The 22,583-nt window shown below is 64.0% G+C and carries 17 protein-coding genes and 1 pseudogene; 16 read left to right on the top strand and 2 right to left on the bottom strand.

What is annotated here, in order from left to right:
• The first annotated feature begins 841 nt into the window (after positions 1 to 841).
• From SB764_RS00980 to SB764_RS00925, 12 genes are all read left to right on the top strand, one after another.
• Positions 842 to 1,795, top strand: a complete 954-nt coding sequence (locus tag SB764_RS00980) for a LysR family transcriptional regulator (protein ID WP_124261928.1) — start codon at positions 842 to 844, stop codon at positions 1,793 to 1,795.
• A 150-nt stretch (positions 1,796 to 1,945) separates the two neighbouring features.
• Positions 1,946 to 2,932 carry an isopenicillin N synthase family dioxygenase gene (locus SB764_RS00975; protein WP_183715745.1) on the top strand — a complete coding sequence of 329 codons (987 nt, stop codon included), beginning with the start codon at positions 1,946 to 1,948 and terminating at the stop codon, positions 2,930 to 2,932.
• Entirely contained in the window at positions 2,929 to 3,777 is an 849-nt protein-coding gene (locus tag SB764_RS00970; RefSeq protein ID WP_321904076.1) for an alpha/beta fold hydrolase, read from the top strand. The genes SB764_RS00975 and SB764_RS00970 overlap by 4 nt, the downstream gene beginning before the upstream one ends.
• Positions 3,778 to 3,827: 50 nt before the next feature.
• A complete protein-coding gene (locus tag SB764_RS00965; protein WP_408583682.1) occupies positions 3,828 to 4,967 on the top strand; it encodes a BMP family ABC transporter substrate-binding protein in 1,140 nt (379 codons plus the stop codon).
• A 38-nt stretch (positions 4,968 to 5,005) separates the two neighbouring features.
• On the top strand, positions 5,006 to 5,917 hold the full coding sequence (locus tag SB764_RS00960; RefSeq protein ID WP_065063039.1) for an aromatic ring-hydroxylating oxygenase subunit alpha: 912 nt from the start codon (positions 5,006 to 5,008) through the stop codon (positions 5,915 to 5,917).
• Positions 5,910 to 7,085, top strand: a complete 1,176-nt coding sequence (locus SB764_RS00955) for a Rieske 2Fe-2S domain-containing protein (protein WP_321904074.1) — start codon at positions 5,910 to 5,912, stop codon at positions 7,083 to 7,085. The genes SB764_RS00960 and SB764_RS00955 overlap by 8 nt, the downstream gene beginning before the upstream one ends.
• A gap of 8 nt (positions 7,086 to 7,093) precedes the next feature.
• Positions 7,094 to 7,726: a glutathione S-transferase family protein gene (locus SB764_RS00950; protein ID WP_065062927.1), complete on the top strand. Its 633-nt coding sequence runs from the start codon at positions 7,094 to 7,096 to the stop codon at positions 7,724 to 7,726.
• A gap of 515 nt (positions 7,727 to 8,241) precedes the next feature.
• Complete coding sequence (locus tag SB764_RS00945) at positions 8,242 to 9,177, top strand: ABC transporter substrate-binding protein (RefSeq protein WP_124261940.1); 936 nt, start codon at positions 8,242 to 8,244, stop codon at positions 9,175 to 9,177.
• A gap of 50 nt (positions 9,178 to 9,227) precedes the next feature.
• Positions 9,228 to 10,262 carry an aromatic ring-hydroxylating oxygenase subunit alpha gene (locus SB764_RS00940; protein ID WP_065062931.1) on the top strand — a complete coding sequence of 345 codons (1,035 nt, stop codon included), beginning with the start codon at positions 9,228 to 9,230 and terminating at the stop codon, positions 10,260 to 10,262.
• Positions 10,263 to 10,264: 2 nt separating this feature from the next.
• Positions 10,265 to 11,068: an ABC transporter ATP-binding protein gene (locus tag SB764_RS00935; protein ID WP_410862348.1), complete on the top strand. Its 804-nt coding sequence runs from the start codon at positions 10,265 to 10,267 to the stop codon at positions 11,066 to 11,068.
• Between the two features lie 146 nt (positions 11,069 to 11,214).
• On the top strand, positions 11,215 to 11,937 hold the full coding sequence (locus SB764_RS00930; protein ID WP_231957685.1) for an ABC transporter permease: 723 nt from the start codon (positions 11,215 to 11,217) through the stop codon (positions 11,935 to 11,937).
• A 57-nt stretch (positions 11,938 to 11,994) separates the two neighbouring features.
• On the top strand, positions 11,995 to 13,437 hold the full coding sequence (locus SB764_RS00925) for an amidohydrolase family protein (RefSeq protein ID WP_410862346.1): 1,443 nt from the start codon (positions 11,995 to 11,997) through the stop codon (positions 13,435 to 13,437).
• A 335-nt stretch (positions 13,438 to 13,772) separates the two neighbouring features.
• Here SB764_RS00925 and SB764_RS00920 read toward each other — a convergent pair whose 3' ends face one another.
• Entirely contained in the window at positions 13,773 to 14,495 is a 723-nt protein-coding gene (locus tag SB764_RS00920; RefSeq protein WP_065062935.1) for a hypothetical protein, read from the bottom strand.
• 446 nt (positions 14,496 to 14,941) lie between these two features.
• On the opposite strand from SB764_RS00920, the pseudogene SB764_RS00915 reads away from it, so the two are divergent.
• From SB764_RS00915 to SB764_RS00905, 3 genes and pseudogenes are all read left to right on the top strand, one after another.
• Positions 14,942 to 16,882, top strand: a pseudogene (locus SB764_RS00915) (hemagglutinin repeat-containing protein); the annotation flags it as partial.
• 10 nt (positions 16,883 to 16,892) lie between these two features.
• Positions 16,893 to 17,321 (top strand): hypothetical protein, encoded by a 429-nt coding sequence (locus SB764_RS00910; protein WP_124261934.1) that lies wholly within the window; start codon positions 16,893 to 16,895, stop codon positions 17,319 to 17,321.
• Between the two features lie 95 nt (positions 17,322 to 17,416).
• Positions 17,417 to 19,105, top strand: coding sequence for a ShlB/FhaC/HecB family hemolysin secretion/activation protein (locus SB764_RS00905; protein ID WP_410862592.1), 1,689 nt, complete (start codon positions 17,417 to 17,419; stop codon positions 19,103 to 19,105).
• A gap of 325 nt (positions 19,106 to 19,430) precedes the next feature.
• Here the strand turns inward: SB764_RS00905 and SB764_RS00900 are convergent, their stop codons facing one another.
• Positions 19,431 to 20,225, bottom strand: coding sequence for an AraC family transcriptional regulator (locus SB764_RS00900; RefSeq protein ID WP_065062944.1), 795 nt, complete (start codon positions 20,223 to 20,225; stop codon positions 19,431 to 19,433).
• A gap of 254 nt (positions 20,226 to 20,479) precedes the next feature.
• Between SB764_RS00900 and SB764_RS00895 the strand changes: the two genes are divergently transcribed.
• Positions 20,480 to 22,579 carry a TonB-dependent siderophore receptor gene (locus SB764_RS00895; protein WP_410862344.1) on the top strand — a complete coding sequence of 700 codons (2,100 nt, stop codon included), beginning with the start codon at positions 20,480 to 20,482 and terminating at the stop codon, positions 22,577 to 22,579.
• Positions 22,580 to 22,583: the final 4 nt, after the last annotated feature.

Genomic DNA, 22,583 nt, shown 5'->3' with positions numbered 1-22,583 from the left:
ACACGTTACCAGCCCGGTGCGCGTTATCAATAACGATCCGGTGGATATATATTTCGCAAACCTTATTAAATGGCGTGAAGTGGATATTCGAAAATCCATGCCATCGTATCGAACCTTGGTGTACGTCGCCGAATGAAAAAATAAGATTATGTGCGGCACCGCACCATGGCTGGCGCCATGCGCATGCACCGCAATGGCGAGACGGCGCGGAGTTGGTTGCCTGAAGGGTAAAGGTTTCCAATCGCTAACTGAGCGTCATGGAAGGCAGGCAAACCCGTCGCCGACCGATAAATCAGCGCACCCGGGTCATTGCGATTGCCATCGGGATTATGCGAGCGCGCCAGGCAGGCCTTTCGACACACGCTATTTGCATCACGGCAAGTTAGGAAAATCTGACATGCGCATATGGGGAAGCCGCCGAATTCGTGCGGCAAACACATTCATCCATTCGACCAGAAGCTCATGGTCAGCGCGGTGCAATCGCCCCAGAACCGCAGATAGCGCCAAAGCTAGCCTGGTCGTTTTCGCGGTCGGAAGTCTCTGTGACAAGTATGTGAAATACTGCATTGGTCAATCTCGGCCAGGGTCGCAAGTCGCGCCACCGTCAAATTCGCGGCCCCGCATTCCATTCTCAAATGCGGCCGATGAAAGTATGCGTGCGGTTATTCACACGAGAATACGATGTTAATTTCCGCACAGCCTATTTTCGAATCATTACCAATCCGTGTAAGTATTTCCCGCGAGCTCTCTAACCGGCGGCCCGGCAATTCCGCACGCGCGGTACGGTAGGATGGTTGCGCTTTAACCGTCCTTCACGTTCTCGTCCCTTTCATCCGCCCCAATGCACAAGCCTGCCCAATCCGACGCTCTCGCCTCGCACATTCACGCGCGCTCGCTGCGCTACTTCGACGCCATCCGCCGTCACCGCTCGATTCGCGAGGCGGCGCGGCAACTGCATGTCGCGTCGTCGGCGGTGAACCGGCAATTGCTGAAGCTCGAAGCCGAAGTCGGCACGCCGCTGTTCGAGCGTCTGCCGGGCGGCCTCGCGCTTACGGCGGCGGGCGAGGCGTTCGCGCGTCACGTCATCACGGTGCTTCAGGACGCGCGCCGCTTCGACAGCGAAATGGATGCGCTGCGCGGTATCCGGCGCGGCGAGATTTCGCTCGTGACCGTCGAGGGGCTCAACACGAGCCTGCTGCCCGACGTGGTGGAGCGCATGCTGACGCGCTATCCGGGCATCCGCTTTCACGTGCATACGGCGGGCTCGGCGGCCATTCGGCGCATGATTCTCGACGGCGACGCCGATCTCGGTCTGGCGTTTTCGCTGCCGCACACGGGCGATCTCCAGCAACTGGCGGTCGGCCGCTTCCAGCTGGGCGCGATCGTGGCCGCGGGGCACGCGCTCGCGGCCGAGGCGAGCGTCACGTTCGCACAATGCGCGCGGTTTCCGCTGTTGCTCGGCAACGCGCGGCTGTCGATCGGTGGCCTGCTCGAACCGCTGATCCGCCGCTATGCCAAGCCGCTCGACACCGTGCTCGAAAGCGATTCGATCGAGCTGATGCGGCGTCTCGCGGCGCGCGGCCACGGCGTGGGCTTTCAGACGCGGCTCGGCCTCGAAAACGATTTCGCCGAAGGTTCGCTCGTGCACGTCCCGCTGCGTTCGCCGCGTCCGCTCGTCTCGGAGCTGGGCGTCTACGCGCGCGCCGGCCGCACGATGACGCCGGCGCTCGACGCCTTCGTGCGCCTGCTCGCGGAAGCCATCGCCGAACGCGAACAGGACGAGCCGATCGTGTGAGCCCGGGGGAAGGCAACGGCCACCCGCCAGCCCCGGCGCGTGCACGTGCGAGCCGATGCCGAAACGGCATCACCATGGACACTTTTCTCTGCTTTTTTGAGCACGGCGGCACGGCTAGACTTGCCTGAAATCCTTTTGCAAGGAATCCGCATGTCAGTCTGCCCGCCCGCCGAGGCGCCGTTCGCCGCGCGCATCGTACCCACGGCCACGCTGCCGGTCATCGATATCGGCGGTCTCTTATCGGCGCAGGCCGACGATCGCGCACAGGTCGGCGCGGCGCTGCACGCCGCCTGCGCCGACAAAGGCTTCTTCTACATCGCGAACCACGGTGTGCCCGTCGCGCTCGTCGACGCCGCGCGCCGCGAAGCGGAAGCCTTCTTTGCGCTCGACGAGTCCGACAAGCGCCGTGTCGACAAGGCGCTTTCGCCCTGCAACCGGGGGTACGAGCCGTTGCGCGGCCAGGTGCTGGAGGCGGGCACGCCACCCGATCTCAAGGAAGGCTTCTACATCGGCAACGAACTCGCCGACGACCATCCGCACGTGCAGGCGCGCACATTCAATTGCGGCCCGAATCAGTGGCCCCGCCATTCGCCGACGTTTCGTCCCGCGATGCAGGCGTATTTCGACGCGCTGTATGCGCTGTCGAAACGTCTGACGCGCGGCCTCGCGCTGGCGCTCGGTCTCGCCGAGGACCACTTCGACGGATTCTGCGACGACGCGATGGCCACGCTGCGGCTGCTCCACTATCCGCCGCAACCGGCGGGCGCGCTGCCGGGGCAGAAGGGCTGCGGTGCGCACACCGACTTCGGCTGCCTCACGCTGCTCTGGCAGGACGAGCACGGCGGCCTGCAAGTCGAGGACGGCGACGCCTGGATTCACGTGCCGCCGCTGCCGGGGACCTTCGTCGTCAATCTCGGCGATCTGATCGCGCGCTGGACCAACGGCCGTTATCGCTCGACGCTGCATCGCGTCGTCAACGTCTCGGGGCGCGAGCGCTACTCGATGCCGTTCTTCTTCACCGGCCGCCCGGACTATCTCGTCACCTGCATCACGGCCGCGCCGGGCGAAGCCGCCGCGTGGCCGCCGATCACGGTCGGCGACCACTTGCAGGCCTGCTACCGGAGAACCTACGGATGACGCGCGCGGCCGGCATGCTGCTGATCCACGGGGCCTGGCAGGGCGCGTGGGCATGGGACGCGTGGCGCGCGCCGATGCGCGAGCGCGGCTGGCTCGCGCACGCGCTCGATCTGCCCGGCAATGGCTGCAACGGCGGCAACGGCGGCGATCTCGCGCGCAACGCCGCGCCGGGCGAGATCACGCTCGATACCTATGTCGAGGCCGTGCGCGCGCAGCTCGACCGTTTCGACGGCCCGTGCGTGATCGTCGCGCATAGCGGCGCGGGCGTGATCGCCTCGCAGGTGGCCGAAGCCGTGCCGGAGCGCGTCGCGGCGATCGTCTACGTCGCCGGGATGATGCTGCCGTCGGGCATGGGTTACGGCGAGCTTGTCGAAGCCGCGAGCGCCGAGGTCGAGAACGCGGGCGGCATCGCGCCTTACCTGGTCTGGAGCGACGACGGCCGCGTGTCGCGCGTGCCCGCCGCCGCCGCGCTGGAAATCTTTCTGCACGACTGCCCGCCCGGCGCGGCGCGGCGAGCGGCCGGCCTGCTCACGGCGCAGGCCGAAGGCGGCCGCGCGCTCGTCGCGACGCTGAGCGCGGCGCGCTTTGGCCGCGTGCCGCGCGTCTACATCGAGGCGACGCTCGATCGCTCCGTGCTCTTGCCTTTGCAGCGCCGTATGCAGGCGCTGGTGCCCGGCGCGCGCGTGCGCACACTCGAATGCGGCCACGTTCCGCAACTCGCCCAGCCCGAAGCGCTCGCGCGGATCGTCTGCGAAACGCTCGCCGAACTCGGTATCACCCATGACGATCTGTCCGCCGCACGCTCCGCTTCCTCACCTCGCGCCCTGAAGGGAACGCCCACATGACGACGCCCGCCTGTCTTAACGCCTGTCTCAACGATTTGCCGTCCGCTGTTATGTCCGCTTTTTCGTCCACTGTGTCTTCCGCTTTTCGGTCCGCTTCGCTCGTTGCGCTCGTCGCCGCCGCGCTCGCGGGCCCGCTCGACGTCTGCGCCGCGCAAAACGCACCCGCCACGCAAGCCGCTTCCGGCGCGCCGCTCGACGTGTCGATCGTCTATCTCGGCAATCCCGGCGATGCGGGCTGGACCTACGCGCACGAACGCGGCATCAGCGCCGCACAGAAGGTGCTCGGCGGCGAGATGCAGCTCAAGCGGATCGAAAACGTCCCTGAAAACGCCGATGCCGAACGCGTGTTCCGCGACCGCGCGGCGAAGGGCGACAAGGTCGTGATCGGCACTTCGTTCGGCTACATGGACGCGATGATGAAAGTCGCGCGCGACTATCCCGACACGGTGTTCCTGCATTGCTCGGGCTACAAGAGCGCGCGCAATCTCGGCAACTTCAACGGCAAGGTCTACGAATCCGCCTACCTGGCCGGCGTGCTCGCGGGCTATACGTCGAAGACGCATGTGCTGGGCTTCGTGGGTTCGGTGCCGATTCCCGAAGTCATCCGCAATATCGACGCGTTCGCGCTCGGCGCGCGTTCGGTCGCGCCGCAGACCGTCGTGAAGGTCGTGTGGATCAGCAGCTGGTTCGATCCGGGCAAGGAGCGCCAGGCCGCTGAAACGCTGATCGGCATGAACGCCGACGTGCTGATGCAGAACACCGATTCGACCGCGACGATGAGCGTGGCCGAAGCGCACCATGTCCACGCGTTCGGTTGGGACTCGGATATGAGCCAATGGGGACCGCACGCGCATCTGGGCTCGGTCGCTTACGACTGGAGCAGGTATTACGTCAAGGCGATCGAGGCGGTGCGCCAAGGCACGTGGACGAATCAGCCCGTGTACTGGGGCGTGAAGGAAGGCATCACCGATCTCGTGCACGTCAACGCGCAGGCCGTGCCGCCCGAGGCGCTGAGCAAGCTGGCGGAGCGCCGCGCCGCGCTCGTCGCGGGCACGCTCGATCCGTTCGCCGGGCCGATCAAGGATCAGAAGGGCCAGACGCGCGTGGCGGCGGGCACGGCGCTGTCGGCGGCGGACGCCAACCGGCTCGACTGGTTCGTCGACGGCGTGCAGGGCAGCCTCGCGCAGTGATCGCGCGCACCACGAAAAAAGAACTGGGAGACGGGCAGATGGATACGTCAAACGACGCAGCGCGCGACGCGCTGATCTGGAACGACTGGCATCCCGTGGCCGCGCTCGACGGCCTGCGCGCGGGCCGCACGCAGCTGCTGGGCGTTGCGTTGTATGTCGAGCCTGGCGACGGTTCGCCGAATGCGCCGCGCGTGACGCGGCTCGACCTCGGCACGCCGTGTCACGCGCGGGCGCGGCATGGCGTGGTGTGGGCGTGCCTCGGCGAGCCGCGCGCGGACATCGTCGCGATTCCCGAGACCGCCGAGCCGGACCGCCGTCTGCTGCACGCCGGTGCGTTTCGCGTGCATGTGAGCGGTCTGCGCGCGGTCGAGAATTTTCTCGACATGGGTCATTTCCCGTTCGTGCATACGGGCTATCTGGGCGTCGAGCCTTACACCGAGGTCGCGCCGTATCGCATCGAACACGACGAGGCGAACGACGAACTGTACGCACGCGATTGCCGTTTCTATCAGCCGCGCGCGGCGATGACCGCCGATGCGGCGCTCGACGTGCAATACGTTTATCGCGTGGCGCGGCCGTATATCGCCGTGCTGTACAAGACCTGTCCGCCGCAGCCCGCGCGCTTCGACGTCATCGCGCTGTTCGTGCAGCCGCTCGACGACGAGTGGTGCGTGGCGCACACGGTCATGAGCTATCTCGACGATGCGAGCCCAGACGAAGCCTTGCGCGGCTTTCAGCAAACCATTTTCGCGCAGGACATCAAGATTCTCGTCAACCAGGTGCCCAGGCGTCTGCCGCTGACGGCGGGCAGCGAACATCCGGTGCTGGCCGACGCGATGTCGGTGGCGTATCGGCGCTGGCTGCGCGCTCGCGGCGTGACGTATGGGACAACCGATGGCGCGGTGGCTGGCACAACGGCGTCGCCGTCACAAGGAGCGCAGCATGGATGAGCGCAGGCAGGAGCCGGCGCGCTGGTACGCGCTGTGCGCGGCGGGCGCGCTGGACAAGGGGGCGATTCATCGCACCGAACTGCACGGCGAAGGCCTCGTTGTCTGGCGTGCCGACGACGGGCGCGTCAATGTGTGGGAGGACCGCTGCCCGCATCGCGGCGTGCGGCTTTCGCTCGGTCATCATCGCGGCGATACGCTGCAATGCCAGTATCACGGCTGGCGCTTCGCGAGCGGCGAGGGCGCGTGCCGCGCGGTGCCCGCGCATCCGCACGCGAGCGCGCCGCCGATCCACGCGACGACGTGGCCCGCGATCGAGCGCTACGGTTTCGTGTGGACGTACGCACGCGCGGAAGGCGCGGCGCCGACGGCGTTTCCGGCCATCGACGCGCTCACCGCCGCCCGGCCGCCTGACTGCGTGCCCTTGCGCACCACGACGATGGACGCCGATCTCGCGAGCGTGAAGCGTGCCTTGTCGGCCTATGTGCTGCCGCAGGCCGATGCCGCGGAGTGCGCCGCCTTCGAATGCGAATCCGGCACGCTCACGGTCGAGTCGCTCGACGGCGCGGCGTGCCCGGCGATCTTCGTGCTGCAACCCGCGCAGAAGGGCAAGACGCGCGTGCACGGCGTCGTGCCGGGCGACTTCGACGCGGCGCAGCGGCTCGCGCTCCAGCGCGCGCATCAGGCTCGACTCAATGCCGTGCGTGATGCGCTCGAAGCGGTGAGCGAAGAGCAGCCCGATGCGTTAACCGGTTCGCTCGCCGAAGCGCCCGCGCAAAACCGCACGCCGCGCGCGCAGCTATCGCCCGTCGCCGTCACGATGCCGCTCGTGCGCATGGACGCCGCCCCGAGCGCGATGTCCCCGGCCATCGACGCATCGAACCAGGCATCGAGCGAAGAAGACGGTCCGTTCACCGTGCATCTCGCGCGCAGCGGCGGCAGCGTCGACGTGCCCGCGAATACGAGCCTGCTCGACGCGCTGCGCGCGCACGGCGTCGAGGTGCCGACGTCGTGCGAGCAGGGCGTCTGCGGCACCTGCCTGACGCCCGTGCTCGACGGCGAGCCGCTGCATCGCGACGTGTGGCTCGACGCGCGCGAACGCGCCGCCGGCGACTGCATGCTCGTGTGCGTCTCGCGCGCACGCACGCCTACCTTGACGCTCGACCTGTGAGGCCGCCGATGCTCAAACTCCACGACGACGAACTCTGCGGCGACAGCTACAAGGCGCGTCTGCTGCTGGGCTTGCTCGGCCTGAACGCGGAGCGCATCCGCGTCGAGCGCTATCCGTCGCGCCAGCAGGATGCGCCCGCGTTTCGCGAGCTGAGCCCGCTGGGCGCGTTGCCGGTGTTGCAGGACGGCGGCACCACGCTCGCCGACGCCCACGCGATCCTCGTCTGGCTGGCGCAGCGGTACGACGCAAGCCGCACGTGGCTGCCCGAACACGACGCGCAAACGCACGCGGCGATCCAGCGCTGGCTCGGCGTGGCGACGCGGCTTTCGCACATCGTGTTTACGCGCCGCGAGCAGGTGCTCCACGACGTAGGCGCGCCGGTGCCTCGCGCGGATCGCGACGCGCGGCCCTTGCTGCGCCTGCTCGACGAAACCTGCTGGTTCAACGAGGCGATGGACACGCCGTTCCTCTGTTCGACCCGCACGCCGACGATTGCCGATATCGCGTGCTTTGCGCCCGTCGTGCTGCTCGACGAAGCGCAGATCGAGACGATCGACTATCCGTCGCTTGCAACATGGTGTACGCGCATCAAGCGCCTCGATGGCTTCGTGACGATGGCGGGCGTTTATGCGGCCCACTGAAACCGTCGGTGGTTTGGCGGGCGCGAGGGCATGCACGCACGCCTCTGGTGCTTCGATGCCCAGCCAGGGTGCCGCCAACGGCGACGCCGTGGCGCATGCAGCGCTTTGCGCCACGTCATTGCAGGGATGCGGCGTTTCGTGCGTAGCTGGCACGAAGCTCGCTTGAAACACGGCACAGAGTAGAAGCGGCTAGCGACCGGCACGGCCTTCGAGGCAGCCGGCACCGTGGGGCATTGCTCTTGGGGCGCATCGTGCGCCCACGCCGATCATCGATCGGCGTTTGACCGGAATCGTCGGATTCCGCCAACAAGGAGCGAGCGATGCAGCGGCCCCAGACGATTCATCACCACGACGTTGCCGAACCGGCGCACACACGCGCCGCGGATCGGCTTCGCGCCTTCATTTCCCACAGCACCCGGAGTTTCCCCATGAGCAACCTGCTTTGCGTTGCGCGCTGGCTTCGGCTCGCGCGTTTCCTCGGTGTTTTTGCGTCGACGGCTTTGGCGTCGGTTTTCATGACGGCCTGGCCCACCGCCGCCCGCGCCGACGATCACGTCACGCTCCTCACGAGCTGGTATGCGCAGGCGGAGCACGGCGGCTTCTATCAGGCCGTCGCGACCGGCATCTACAAGAAGTACGGGCTCGACGTGACGATCCGCATGGGCGGCCCGCAGGTCAACGGGCTGCAACTGCTGGCGGGCGGCCAGGCCGACTTCATTCTCGGCTACGACTTCCAGGTGCTGTCGGCCGTGGAGGCGAAGATTCCCGTCACGACCGTGGCCGCGTCGTTCCAGTTCGATCCGCAGGGCATGCTCACGCACGACGACGTAAAAACGCTCGCCGATCTCAAGGGCAAGACGATCCTCGTGGCGGGTTCGGGCCGCACGAGCTGGTGGCCGTGGCTCAAGGCGAAGTACGGCTACAGCGACGCGCAGGCGCGCCCCTATACGTTCAACCTGCAACCGTTCTACGCGGATCGCGACGTGGCCATGCAGGCCTATCCCACCTCGGAGACCTTTCAGGCCGACGCGGCGCACGTGAAAACCCACTTCTTCCTGTTCGCCGACGCGGGCTATCCGCCGTACAACACCACGATCGTGACGATGCGCGACACGCTCAAGCACAAGCCCGAGATGGTCGCGCGCTTCGTGAAGGCGTCGATGGAAGGCTGGAAGAGCTATCTCAGCGATCCCGCGCCGGGCAACGCGCTCATCAAGAAGGACAACCCGCAGATGAGCGACGCCCAGCTCGCCTACGGCGTGGCGCAGATGAAGAAGCTGCGGCTCGTTACCGGCGGCGACGCCGCGACGCTCGGCATCGGCGCCATGACGGACGCGCGCTGGAAACGCACCTACGACTACATGGTCGAAGCGGGCCTGCTGAAGTCCGATACGGATTACCGCAACGCCTACACGCTCCAGTTCGTCGACACCCTCAAGGTCATGCCCTGAACCTCGCGCACGCGATAAGGCAATCACGAGGACAACAAGAGGATCACACCATGCTCGTCACGCAACAGAAAGTGCTGCGCCGCTTCTGGTACGCCATCATGCCGCTGTCGCAACTCGACGCGGGCCCGCAACCGTTCACGCTGCTCGGCGAACCGATCGTGCTCTGGAAGGGCGCCGACGGGCAGCCGCACGCGCTGCGCGACCGCTGCTGCCATCGCACGGCGAAACTCTCGAAAGGCTTCGTCGACGACGACGGCAACATCGCCTGCGGTTATCACGGCTGGACCTACGATTGCAGCGGCCGCTGCGTGAAGATTCCGCAAAACGACGGCGCCGCCATTCCGTCGCGCGCCGTGGTGCCCGCGTATCGCTGCGAGGCGCGCTACGGCTATGCGTGGGTCGCGCTCGACGAACCGTTGCAGCCGATTCCCGACTTTCCCGAGGAAACCGCGGGCGGCTATCGGCGCGTCCTGCAGTTCTACGAGCGCTGGCAAACGAGCCCGTTGCGCATGATGGAGAACTCCTTCGACAACTCGCATTTCAGCTTCGTGCACAAGGCCAACTTCGGCTTGTTCAGCAGCCCGAAACCGTCGAAATACGCATTCCGGCCCAACGATTGGGGCTTCGAAGCCGAAACGCACGTGCCCGTGCGCAATCCGGCCGCCAGCCATCGCATCACCGGCACGACCGAGGAGATCACCGAACGCCATCTGCTGAACCGCTGGTTCATGCCGTTCGCGCGGCGTTTTGGTTGCGTGTATCCGGCGAGCGGCGTGCATCACATCATCTACAACTGCGCGACGCCGATCGACGACCGCACGATCATGCTGTCGCAATGGCTCTATCGCAACGACACCGAGGACGCGTGCTCGACGCAGGAGCTGATCGACTGGGACCGCCCGATCACGGATGAAGACCGCGACATTCTCGAAGCAACGGACTACGACGCCTGCATCGACGTGCGTCGCCAGCAGGAGTGCCACATGGAATCGGATCAGCCAGGCCTGCTGATGCGCCGCATGCTGCTCAAGCTGCTCGAAACGCATGGCGAGCGCGAAGTGTTCCGTATCGAAACGGAGGTCTGATCATGTCGATTCCTTTGCTTGCAGTGCAGCGCGTGGACAAGTGCTATTCGAACGGCACCGTCGCGCTCGACGACGTGAGGCTCGACATCGAGCCGGGCGAGTTCGTCTCGCTGCTGGGGCCGTCGGGTTGCGGCAAGAGCACCTTGCTCAAGATGTTCGCGGGCATCGAAACGCCCACGCACGGCCATCTGCGCTGGTGGGGCGGCCCGTTCGCGACGGTGGGCGCACCGGGGCGGCGGCTCTCGTTCGTGTTTCAGGAGGCGACCTTGATGCCGTGGGCGACGGTCGCCGAGAACGTGCGGCTGCCGCTCGATCTCGCGGGCGTGCCGCGCCGCGAGGCGCAGGCGCGCGCATGCGAGGCGCTCGAAGGCGTGGGGCTCGGCAAGTTCTGCGCCGCGCGGCCGCGCGAGTTGTCGGGCGGAATGCAGATGCGCGCGTCGCTGGCCCGCGCGCTTGTCACGGAGCCCGATCTGCTGCTGCTCGACGAACCGTTCGGCGCGCTCGACGAATTCACCCGCAACCGGCTCGACAGCGATCTGCGCGCGCTCTGGCTGCGCCGCGCGATGACGGTCGTGTTCGTCACGCACAGCATCCAGGAAGCGGTATTTCTGTCGAGCCGCGTGGTGGTCATGCAGGCGCGGCCGGGCCGCGTGATCGCCGACGTGCCGATCGACGGGCCCGCCGCGCGCGACGACGACTGGCGAATCAGCACGCCGTTTATCGAACATACGTGCGCGCTTTCGAAACGCATTGCCGACGCGCACGCCGCGTTGCAGATCGACGAGGACAGCGAGGTGCAATCATGAGCGGACAAACCGTGCAGCCGCTGCGCATCGCGCGCGCGGCCGGTGAAACCGCCGGGGCAGCCACGACCGCCGCGCGCGAGCGCGTGCCGCTGCTGCGCCGCCCCGGCGTGGCGCGCGCGCTGGCGCCCTGGTGCGTGGGCTTTCTGATGCTCGGCATCTGGCAGGCGTGGTGCACGCTCGGCGCGGTGCCGGCGTATCTCGTGCCGTCGCCGGCCGCGATCGTGCAGCAACTGGTGCAGGACTGGCCGATGCTGTTCGCGAGCCTGCTCGCGACGCTCAAGATCACGCTGCTCGCCTTCGCCGTGGCGACGGTGCTGGGCGTGGCGATCGCGTTGCTGTTCGTGCAGAGTCCGCTGATCGAGGCGAGCCTGTTTCCCTATGCGATCCTGTTGCAGGTCACGCCGGTCGTGGCGATTGCGCCGCTCATCATCATCTGGGTCAAGAACACGACGGCGGCGCTGGTCGTCTGCGCGATGCTGGTCGCGCTCTTTCCGGTCATCTCCAACACGGCGCTCGGACTGCGCAGCGTGAACCCGGGGCTCGTCAATCTGTTCCGGATTCATCGCGCGACACGCTGGCAGACGCTCGTGCGCTTGCGCATTCCAAGCGCGCTTCCGTATTTCTTCGGCGGGCTGCGCATTTCCAGCGGGCTTTCGCTGATCGGCGCCGTGGTGGCCGAGTTCGTCGCGGGCACGGGCGGCAGCGGGGCGGGGCTTGCGTATCAGATCCTGCAAGCGGGCTTTCAGCTCAACATTCCGCGTCTGTTCGCCGCGCTGCTGCTGATCACCGTGACGGGCGTGCTGCTGTTCGGCATGACCGTGTGGCTGTCGCGGGTTTGCCTGCGCGGCTGGCACGAGAGCGAGCTGTAGAGCGAGCGGTCGATGGCCGGACAATCAACGCAACGGCATTTTCATGAGGCGTCACCGATGACATCCACGATTTCCACCACGCTGATCCGCCATGCCGCCGCGATCATGACGGGCGGCGACCCGCGCGCGGGCGAAGCGACGCGGCTCGCCGGTCCCGACATCCGCTTGCGCGGCGACAGCATCGAAGCGATTGGCGCGCTCGCGCCGCTGCCGGGCGAGCGCGTGATCGACGCAACCGACTGCGTGATCTACCCGGCGTGGGTGAACACCCACCACCATCTGTTCCAGTCGCTGCTCAAGGGCGACCGCGCGGGGCTCGACGCGAGCCTCACGCCCTGGCTCGCGGCCACGCCGTACCGGTTTCGTGCGGGCTTCGACGAAGCGCGATTCCGGCTGGCGGCGCGCATCGGCCTGATCGAGCTGGCGCGCTCGGGTTGCGCGACGGTCGCGGATCACAATTACCTGTACTACCCGCAGATGCCGTTCGACAGCTCGGCGATTCTCTTCGACGAGGCCGAGCGGCTGGGTCTGCGTTTCGTGCTGCTGCGCGGCGGCGCGACGCGCACGCGCCAGCTCGAGGCCGAATTGCCGACGGCCTTGCGTCCCGAGTCTTTCGACGACTATCTCGCCGATATCGAGCGGCTGGCCGCGCGCTATCACGATCCGTCGCCGCGCGCGTCGCGCCGCGTCGTCATGGCGCCGACCACGGTGCTCTATTCGATTTCGCCGCAGCAGATGCGCGAGAGCGCGGCGTTCGCGCGGCGGCTCGGCCTGCGCCTGCACAGCCATCTGTCGGAGACGGTTTCGTATCAGGACAGCGCGCGGGCGATGCACGGCTGCTCGCCCGTGGCGTTCTGCGGCGAATACGACTGGCTTGGCGACGACGTCTGGTTCGCCCATCTCGTCAAGCTCGACGCGGACGAGATCGCCATGCTCGGCCAGACGCGCACGGGCGTGGCGCACTGTCCGCAAAGCAACGGGCGGCTCGGCAGCGGCATCTGCGCGCTGACCGAACTGGCGGAGGCGGGCGCGCCTGTCTCGATCGGCGTGGACGGCGCAGCATCCAACGAGGCCGCCGACATGATTTCGGAGGTGCATATGACGTGGCTCGCGCAGCGCGCCCGCGTGGGCATGGCGGCGCGTCCCGAGTATGCGGGCGGCAGCTTCGAGGGCGGGGCGCACGCGGCGAGCGTGGAAGACGTGATTCACTGGGGCACGGCGGGGGGCGCGCACGTGCTCGGCCTGACGGATCTCGGCCGCATCGCGCCCGGCGCGCCCGCCGATCTCGCGATCTACCGGCTCGACGATCCGCGCTATTTTGGCTTGCACGATCCGGCCATCGGCCCGGTGGCGAGCGGCGGGCGGCCCGCGTTGAAGGCGTTGTTCGCGGCAGGCCAGACCGTGGTGGTCGACGACACCATTCCAGGGCTCGACATGGTCGAACTCGGGCGCGAAGCGCGCGATGCCGTGCGCGCGCTCATAGCGCAGGCGCAGGCGTGAGTGGACTTGCCGGGCGGCGTGCGTGCTTCGACTTCTACGCAGCGATAGTTAGCGAAACGTCGTCGATATGTGCAGGAAACAAGCGCCGGAAGTCATGTGAAGCAAGGCTTTCAGCGCCTTGCCGTCCCGCCTCATGGCGGCGGACTAGCGACAATTGACTCAGCGATACCTCGCCGCTCCGCAGAGCACCTCCGGTGTAATCCCGATGGCGCCCGGCAGGACTCGGCAAGCCGACGCGTGAGCACGGGAAGGCCCACATTGGGCCGCGTTCCGTATCGTCCACACAGCAGCCGACCCGTCGCACGACCGTGTTGAAGAGTATTGAAATAACGTCGCTATGCCGAAGCTTTCCGCATCGGCAGGCGCTCCTCAAATGCGTTCGAAGCGGTGTCAATAATTTCCCGGTAGTGCTTTTTGACGTGCTTATCCCGTGCGCCAGGATGGAATGTCCTGAAACACTCGATGCCATTCGACCGGAAGTGCCAAAGAGCTTTTGGCTCGACCTTCACAGTCTGGCGTTCGGGAAGCACAGCTTTCAAGGCGCGATCGTACGTGTGGCCGCTACCGAAAATGATGAGATCCGGTTTAAGCAATTCGATTTCGAACTTGACGGTTGCTACCGAAAAATCAAACAAATGTGCGGAATGACCGATCGAGGTTCTGGAATAGCCGCGTTTCGGACGGTGCCAGTCCATTTTCATTAGGTTGTTCCAGCAAACAGCGGCTCGGTCGCCTCTCGCGAACGCGTCGGCGAATCGCTGCCATTGCCGCAATAACTCACTATTACCGGTGCCACGGGCATGTTGATCCTCGTAGCGAGCCCTCGCGATATCGATCATGTCCGGGCGCTCGTAAAAGGCTCCGAGCTTGCCACACCACCCGTTAGTTTCCTTCCCGATGAACATGACCCGGACGGGCGCATCGAGGTAAGCCTGAGATACGCTCAGGAGAAACGGCGCCGACAACTCGTGAAAATATTGAATCAAGCCGGACTTGGCCGCGGCAAGCGCTCTTGCATAATAAGTATCCAAGACCGCTTGAACATCGTCTTTAAGCATGGTTCCACCGGATGGTATGCGTTGGCGGCAGCGCTGCCCTTCGCTTTCGGCTTTAGATTCGGCGGAAATTGTCGCATAAGTGGATCAGATGTCGGCGGAACGCACGGGCGTGTCTATGACTCTCCGCGTGGGTCTCTTCTGGGAGGGCTGTGTCAGCCCGCTCTTCAAATTCACCGTCGGAAATCGGGCAGTCGGCAGTGTGTACTGCCGACCCGAAGCAATTCGCCTCTCCAGGGAATTGTGGTCATGCGAGTGTCGGCAATTCAGGCGGCGTAGTCGAATGTCCCTTGTCGGCCGGCGCGCGGAAGCTGAGAGTGGTGCTGCCATCGCGGCTCTGTCAATCGTTGAGTTTCTGTAGCTAACCCGTTTTGGACATTTAGAGACGCCGCAGTCAGTGGGCGCTTTGCGGCCCATATTGTCGTTTGTGTCGTTTTGCAACCTGACAGGCCTCGGTGTCGAATTCGCACGGTGACGCGAACGACACGGAAACGACCGTCAATAACACCCACGTCACCGGCTCGAACAGCGTGTCGATCGTGAGCGGCGGCGATACGAACATTATCGGTTCGAACGTGAATGGCGGCGCGGTGTCGGCGGTCGTCGGTGGCAATCTCGATATTGAAAGCGTCCAGGATACGGCTTCGAGCGCCGCGCATCAGAGTAGTTCTGGTTTCAGTGTCTCTGGCAGCCAGCGCAGTGCAAGTGTGAGCGTTACGGCGCAAAACGGACACGCCGATTCGAACTATGTGCAGGTCAACGAGCAGGCAGGCATTCAAGCGGGCAGCGGCGGTTTCAATATCGCAGTTGCCGGCAACACGAACCTGACGGGCGCCTATATTGCGAGCGATGCCGGCGAGTCAGAAAATGCGTTCACGACGGGCACGCTCACATTCAGCAATATCGACAATTCGTCCCACTACAGCGCTGCCAGCAACGGGATTTCGGCAGGCTTCGGTACAAGCAGCACGGTTGGGGGCAGTACGGGCAAAGCGACAGGGCCTGCTTCGGTGGCGGGTGTCCCTGGGGTGTCCCCCATGATTTCGCAGGACGAGAGCGGCGACGATAGCGCGACGACGCGCAGTGCGATCAGCGCAGGCGCGATCAGCATCACGAACCAGGCTGCGCAGACGCAGGATGTATCGACCCTGAGTCGCGACACGACGAATACCAGCGGCAACGTGTCTAAAACGCCTGATGTGAATGCGATGCTGTCCGATCAGGGCGACCTCATGCAGGCCGCGCAGGCGGCTGGTCAGGTTGTCGCCCAGAGAATTGGCACCTATGCGGACGCGAGACGCGACGAACTGATCGCCGAGGGCAAGGCTGCCTTAGCAAGTGGCGACCTCGCAACAGCTGCAGCGGACGCAGCGGCGGCGAAACAATGGCTGGAAGGGGGAAGCTCCCGCGCGGAATTGCAGATTATCGGCGGCGCGCTGATTGGCGGGCTCGGTGGCGGTAGCGGCTTTACGGCGGCTGGTGGAGCAGCGGGGGCGGGGCTCTCGTCATTCCTCGCTGACCAGATCAAGGCTGCAGGTAAAGGTGTTGCGGATACGACAGATTCGCAGTTACTGGGCAACCTCGCCGGTAACGTGCTGGCCGGTGTAGGCGGCGCGCTTGTCGGAGGGGCGGCCGGCGCGGCAACGGGATCGAGCGTCAATCTCTATAACGAGAACAACGACAAGGGCGACGAGGCCGCAAAGACGGAACTGGACGCGCTCGGTCAGCAGATTGTGTCCGCATATAACGCTGTCCAACAAGCAAGGCTGAAGGTCAGTATTGCCATCAGCTCGACGGTCAGCGGAGTAGTAGGTCAGGTGCAGGCGCATAACGGGCAGAATCCACCCGCTGACGCCAATCCGCTTGTGCAGGCGAACGACGGAGGCAATACTCCTTCTGGCTCGGCGGGCGCGGTTGTTACGCCATCGGTCATCGTCTGCACACCGAATGGCGGCTGCACAGTAACACCTGCTGTTGTGACGCCAGGAACTCCGGGTTATGTTCCTGACAATGCAACCTTGGCAAACAACGGTAGCGACAATTCACAGGTGCCTTCCTCCATCTTGGGCGAAGATGGAAAACTGCCTGCCGGGATCGGCGGACTGGGCACGCCAATTCCAATGGAGCCGACGGCTGACCCTAGCGCAACAGCAGAGCAATTTGCTACTGAGGCGTTTAATGGTCAAACTCCTGTCAAGGTTATAAAGAGCATAACGGGTGAAGGTAGTTGGGTGGCAATCATGCCAGATGGTACGGCAATCACCTACCGTCCTGCGGGTCAGGCATCGGTTGCAACGGCAGATACAACAGCGACTGTTGAAATTAATAGTGCAGCCGTAAAAAATATCAATAATGGAAATGTTGCGAAGTTCAAATTTCCGAGTGAGTGAGAGTAATGTAATGAATTTCCCTGAAAGTGACTATCAACGGCAACTCATCGTAGCAAGTCTCGATGACTTTACGCCCAACGCAACGCTGCCGAATTTTCTCGGAGGGCAATTTGGAGCTACTCCCGAAAATTGGAGGCGAGCGGTTGTGAATTTTCTGTGCCTAAATGTCAACTGCGGACTCATCGAGGCTACGCATAGGCCAGAAATATCAGCGCACGATAGCGCGCGATTTCTTGCTGAATTATTGTCTAATGGAGATGTTGGGAACAATATTCCTGTTGATGTTCTGTGGGATGTTTTATATTTCAACGGAACTGATGAGCTCAAGAAGATTGTTGAGTCGGTTGGTATGTGCAGCTGGAATTCAATTTCTTCACCTCTGAATCGGGATTTTGTCGGGAAATTGACGGAAATTTACGAGAATTTCGTTAAAAAATAAAAGGCTATGTGGCGTGATTTTCACGCCCTAATCCTGCCAGTTTTATACCCGTGAAAATCCATACCAGGTTGGCGGCACTGCCGCTTACAGCCGCGATGTCGCTCGCTCATTCGCAGACGCCGCCCAACGCGGCGGTACACGTGGACGCCGAACAACAACAGCAAGTCCAGCAACGCCGCGAGGCCCAGCAGCGCGCGGCTGCCGTGGCGGCGCCGGTCGTGCGCTCGGACGCGCCGAAGGCTGACGAATGGCCTGCGCTACCCGTCGAAACGCCGTGTTTCCGTATTGAGGTATTCACGGTCGGCGTGCCGGATTCGCTGCCAGCCGCGACGCGCGTCAAGGGCGCGTCGGCGCTGCCGATGGACCCGTTCTCGTTTCTGCCCGAATGGCTCCAGCACTATAGCGGACAATGCGTTGGCAAAGAGGGCCTTGATGTGCTGGCCAAGGGCTTGCAAGGTGTTCTCCTGAGTCGCGGCTACATCACGACGCGCGCACTCCTGCCGACGCAGGATTTGTCCAAAGGAGTGCTGAAATTTGCGCTGATACCAGGTGTCATCCGTCATCTGAAGTTTGCTGACGCGAACACACGCGGCACGCTCAAAACGGCCTTCCCCGCGCGCGATGGTGACGTGCTGAACCTCCGCGATCTGGAACAGGGCCTTGAGCAGATGAAACGCGTACCAAATCAGGATGCGACCATGCAGCTAGTTCCTGGCACGTCGCCCGGTGAAAGTGACGTGGTCGTGTCCGTCAAGCGTTCGAAACCATGGTCGCTGGTCGTGTCTGCGGATAACTCCGGCACACGTGAGACGGGCGGCTATATCGGCAATGTGACGCTCGGGCTCTATAACGTGCTAGGCGTCAATGACGTACTGTCTGCGGGCTATAACCAGGATTTGCAGTTCGGTAATCACAAGCTCGGAACACACGGCTGGAGCGGTTCCTACGCGGTGCCGTGGGGCTTCTGGACCGGCACGCTCTACGGTTATACGAACACGTACTATCAGCAGGTCGCGGGCGTCAATCAAACGTTTGTCTCCAGCGGAAACGCGCAGACCGTGGGACTCAAGCTGGAACGTGTGGTGTATCGCAGCCAGTCGGACGTGACAGGCTTTGAATTCCAGTTCATCAAGCGGTTTGGCGCGAGCTTCGTCGAGGATACGGAGATTCCGCAGCAGCGCCGCGACAACACCTTTGTCGAGGCGGGCGTGACGAACCGTCATTACTTCGGCGCATCGCAGTTCGACGGTACGCTCGCGTATCGTCAGGGTGTCGGCGGGTTCGGCGCACAGACTGACACGCCGGATGGCCCCACGTACCGTTTCCGTATGGCGACGCTCGACGCGAATCTCGTAGCGCCATTCGCCATTGCAGGGCAAAACTTCCGCTACGTTGGCACGCTGCACGGGCAGTACACCGCAGACGAACTGAACTACATTGATGACCTCACTATCGGCAGTCGTTACACGGTGCGAGGTTTCAGCGGCGAAACGATGCTGGCGGCAGAGCGTGGGTTCTACTTGCGCAACGAAGTGCAGTATTCCATCGGCCAGAGCGGCCAGGCGGTCTATGCTGGGCTCGATTACGGCCACGTCTGGGGGCCGTCCGCACAGTATCTCGCGGGCACGCAGTTGGCTGGCGCGGTCATCGGCTTCAAGGGAGCGATTTCCGGACGGTTCGGAACGCTCAGTTATGACGTGTTCGCTGGCGCCCCCGTCTATAAACCGGCTGATTTTCCGGCGTCGAGAGTGACGCTCGGCTTCCAGGTGACAGGACAGTTTTAGGTCCGGTCCGCTGCACGCGCAGATTCGGGTTCGTGGTCGATCGGTCCACCAACCGATCGGATGATCGAAGAGCAGCAGTTTGCAGCCACTTATAGCTGCCGAGTGAGCTCCTCCTCATGGCCGAGTGCCGTCTCATGCACATCGCATAGAGTGACGCACTTCGAGTTGAGGCGAGAGTCCGCATGCGACCCAAAGCTGCCTCTCATGCGTTCATAACCCAATGACCGTTTACGGCTACAGCGCGGTCGTTCGCGAATGCCCAACTATTGCAGAGTGTTCTGTCTGGCGAACCAAACACACGTGTACGCTTGAGACATCCGTTCGCTTATTCGTTGCTGGACGATGACATATATTGCTGCGGCGAAGCGCCAAACAGTCGCCGGAACATCACCGTAAATGCGCTCGGCGTGCTGTATCCGAGATCGAGTGCGACCGACGTGACCGCAGCGCCCAGCGCGAGCCGCGTCGTCGCTTCGGCGGCGCGCATATGCTGACGCCAGTGTCCGAAGCTCATACCCGTTTCCTCCTTGAAGTGCCGCGCGAGCGTGCGGCCGCTCGTGCCGATTTCGTCCGCCCACCGGTCGAGCGTGTAATCGGTGGCCGGCTCGGTCATCATGTGCTCGCAGATCGCGAGCAATCGTGCATCGCGCGGTAGCGGCAGACCTTCCTCGCCCAGCAGCGGCGCTTCTTCGAGCATCTTCAGGAGGAAGGGAACGGCCAGCGCGGTGCGGCTGTCTGGCTCGTAATCCGTGCCGTCGTGCAGCATGCCCTTGAGCAGTTCGCGCAGCAGCGGCTCGACGGGCAGCACCTTGCCGTTCGCCCACAGCCATCCGGTCGTGCCGGGCTCCACATTCACCGTGCAAAGATGCAGGCTCCCGACCGCGTGCAATTCGTGGTCGATGAATGATGGCAGCCACAGCCCGCGCGACGGCGGCAGCGTCCAGGTGCGGTTGGGCGTGAGCACACGCACCACGCCGCGCAGCGGGACGATCAAATGGCCGTGCTCATGCTGATGCCACAGTTCGCGCTCGCCGTCGTGGTAGGCGAGTGCGCGCACCGTGACCTGCCGCGCAAGTTGCCTGCGCTGGTGCGGATAGCGCTTGAGCAGAAATTCCTTCATGCGACTCCCGGAGTGACCGTTTAGATCCGGCCAGAAGATGGCTGAAACTGAACATTTGTTGTCAACCTGTGTGAAATGGTAGTCGCTATCATCCTATAGATCAACTGAGTGAGAAACATAGTGCGAATGCAAATGCAAACGCTTATCATTTAAATTGTGCCTGGCAAGGCACACAAAGGCTATAGAAGATGAAAATCGGGGATCTTTCCAACCCGCTCAAATTGAGCGTTATCGCTGCTCTGCTGGGGAGCAGCGTGCTGCGAGCGCACGCGGCCGACTCGACCGATGCCGCTTCCGCTGCAGCGGCGGCATCCGCGCCTTCGGCTTCGACGAACGGCAACGTGCTGCCCATGGTCAACGTGAAATCCGCCGCCGTCGAGGACCCGCAGGGGCCGGGCGTGGGCTACGTCGCGAAGCGCAGCAAGACGGGTTCGAAGACCGACTCGGCGGTGATCCACAATCCGCAGTCGATCTCAACGGTCACGCGCCAGCAGATGGACGATCAGGGCGTGCAGACGGTCGACCAGGCGCTGCGCTACACGACCGGCGTCTACACGCAGGACGGCACCGACGTACGCTTCGACCAGCTGCGCGCGCGCGGTTTCGACATGGACTCGTACATGGACGGCCTCGCGCTGTATCAGTCGCCGCGTTTCGCCACGCCGCGGATCGACACCTATCTGATGGATCGTATCGACGTGCTGTTCGGGCCGTCCTCGGTGCTGTACGGGCAGGGCAACCCCGGCGGCATGGTCAACTACGTGAGCAAGCTGCCGACCGACACACCGTATCACGAGGTCGAAGCAATCATCGGCAATCACAATAACTACCAGCTCGGTTTCGATTTCAGCGGCCCGCTCGACAAGGACGGCACGGTGCTGTATCGCATCACGGGGATTGGCCGCGATTCGGAAACGCAGGTCAGCGACATCAAGGACCAGCGCATTGCGATCGCGCCGTCCATCACGTTCAAGCCCGATCACCAGACCAGCCTCACGCTGCAGGCCGGTTATCAGCGCGACCCGAACGGCGGGCTGTTCAATCCGATCACGGCCAGCGGCACGATCTGGGACAACCCGAACGGCAAGCTCGGCCCGGACCAGTACTTCGGCGACCCGAACACCGACGGCATGCAGCGCACGCAGTACTGGTTCGGCTATCAGTTTCAGCACGCGTTCAACGACACGTGGAGCGTCTCGCAGAATCTGCGCTACCTGCATATCGACGAGCGCTATTACCAGACCTCGGTCACGAGCGGCCTGACCAACAACGACACGGCCTACATGTGGGGCAATGTCGATAACGAGCACTGGAGCCAGTTCCAGGTCGATACGCACGCGCAGGCGAAGTTCGCCACGGGTCCGGTCGACCATACGGTGTTGTTCGGCCTCGACTATCGCCGCGTGCTGGGCGGCGACGATACGGGCGGCGGCCTCGCCGGCACGCTGAATCTGTTCAACCCGGACTACGCCTCGCTGTCGACGATCACGCCGGACGAGCGTCTCGACTATTCGCTGGCTCAGGTCGGCGTCTATGCACAGGATGAAATGCGCTACCGGCACTGGGTCTTCACGGTCGGTATTCGCGAGGATTATGCGAGCACCAACCAGCAGGACGACAGCGCGGTCACGCATGCCACTGATCACGCGTTCACGTGGCGCGCGGGTCTGGCCTACGAGTTCGACAACGGCATCGTGCCGTACGTCAGCTATGCGCGGTCGTTCGAGCCGGTGCTCGGGTCGACGGAGAACGGCGCGCCGTTCGTGCCGACCACGGGCAAGCAGCTCGAAGTCGGCGTGCGTTATCAACCGAAGGGCTATGCGGGCTACTTCCGCCTGTCGGCCTACGACCTGCGCCAGAACAACGTGGCCACGACCGATCCCACCAACGCGAACTTCCAGGTGCAGACCGGTCAGGTGCGCTCGCAAGGGATCGAAGCCGAAGCGCACGCGAACATCACGGAAGAACTCAAGCTGATCGCCTCGTACACGTATCTGAACCAGCGCGTGACGCAGGACTCGACCTACGAAGGCAAGCGTCCGACCATCGCGCCGCGTAACAGCGCCGCGTTGTGGGCCGATTACACCTTCCATCGCGGGCCGCTGCGCAACTTCGGCCTTGGCGGCGGGCTTCGCTACATGGGCAGTTCGGAGGGCGACAGCGCGAACACGTTCCAGGTGCCGGCGCGCACGCTGGTCGACCTCGCGTTCCACTACGACTGGCAGAACTGGAGACTGGGTCTGAACATCAATAACCTGTTCAATCACGAATACATTTCGTATTGCACGAATACGTTCTACTGCTACTGGGGCGCGACGCGTTCCATCGTCGGCTCGGCGCGCTATACGTGGTAACGAC

Source organism: Paraburkholderia sp. SIMBA_027 (assembly GCF_046535315.1).
Lineage (GTDB): Bacteria > Pseudomonadota > Gammaproteobacteria > Burkholderiales > Burkholderiaceae > Paraburkholderia > Paraburkholderia tropica.
The sequence above is the reverse complement of the archived record's forward strand: the minus strand, read 5'-3'. Positions and strand labels throughout refer to the sequence as shown.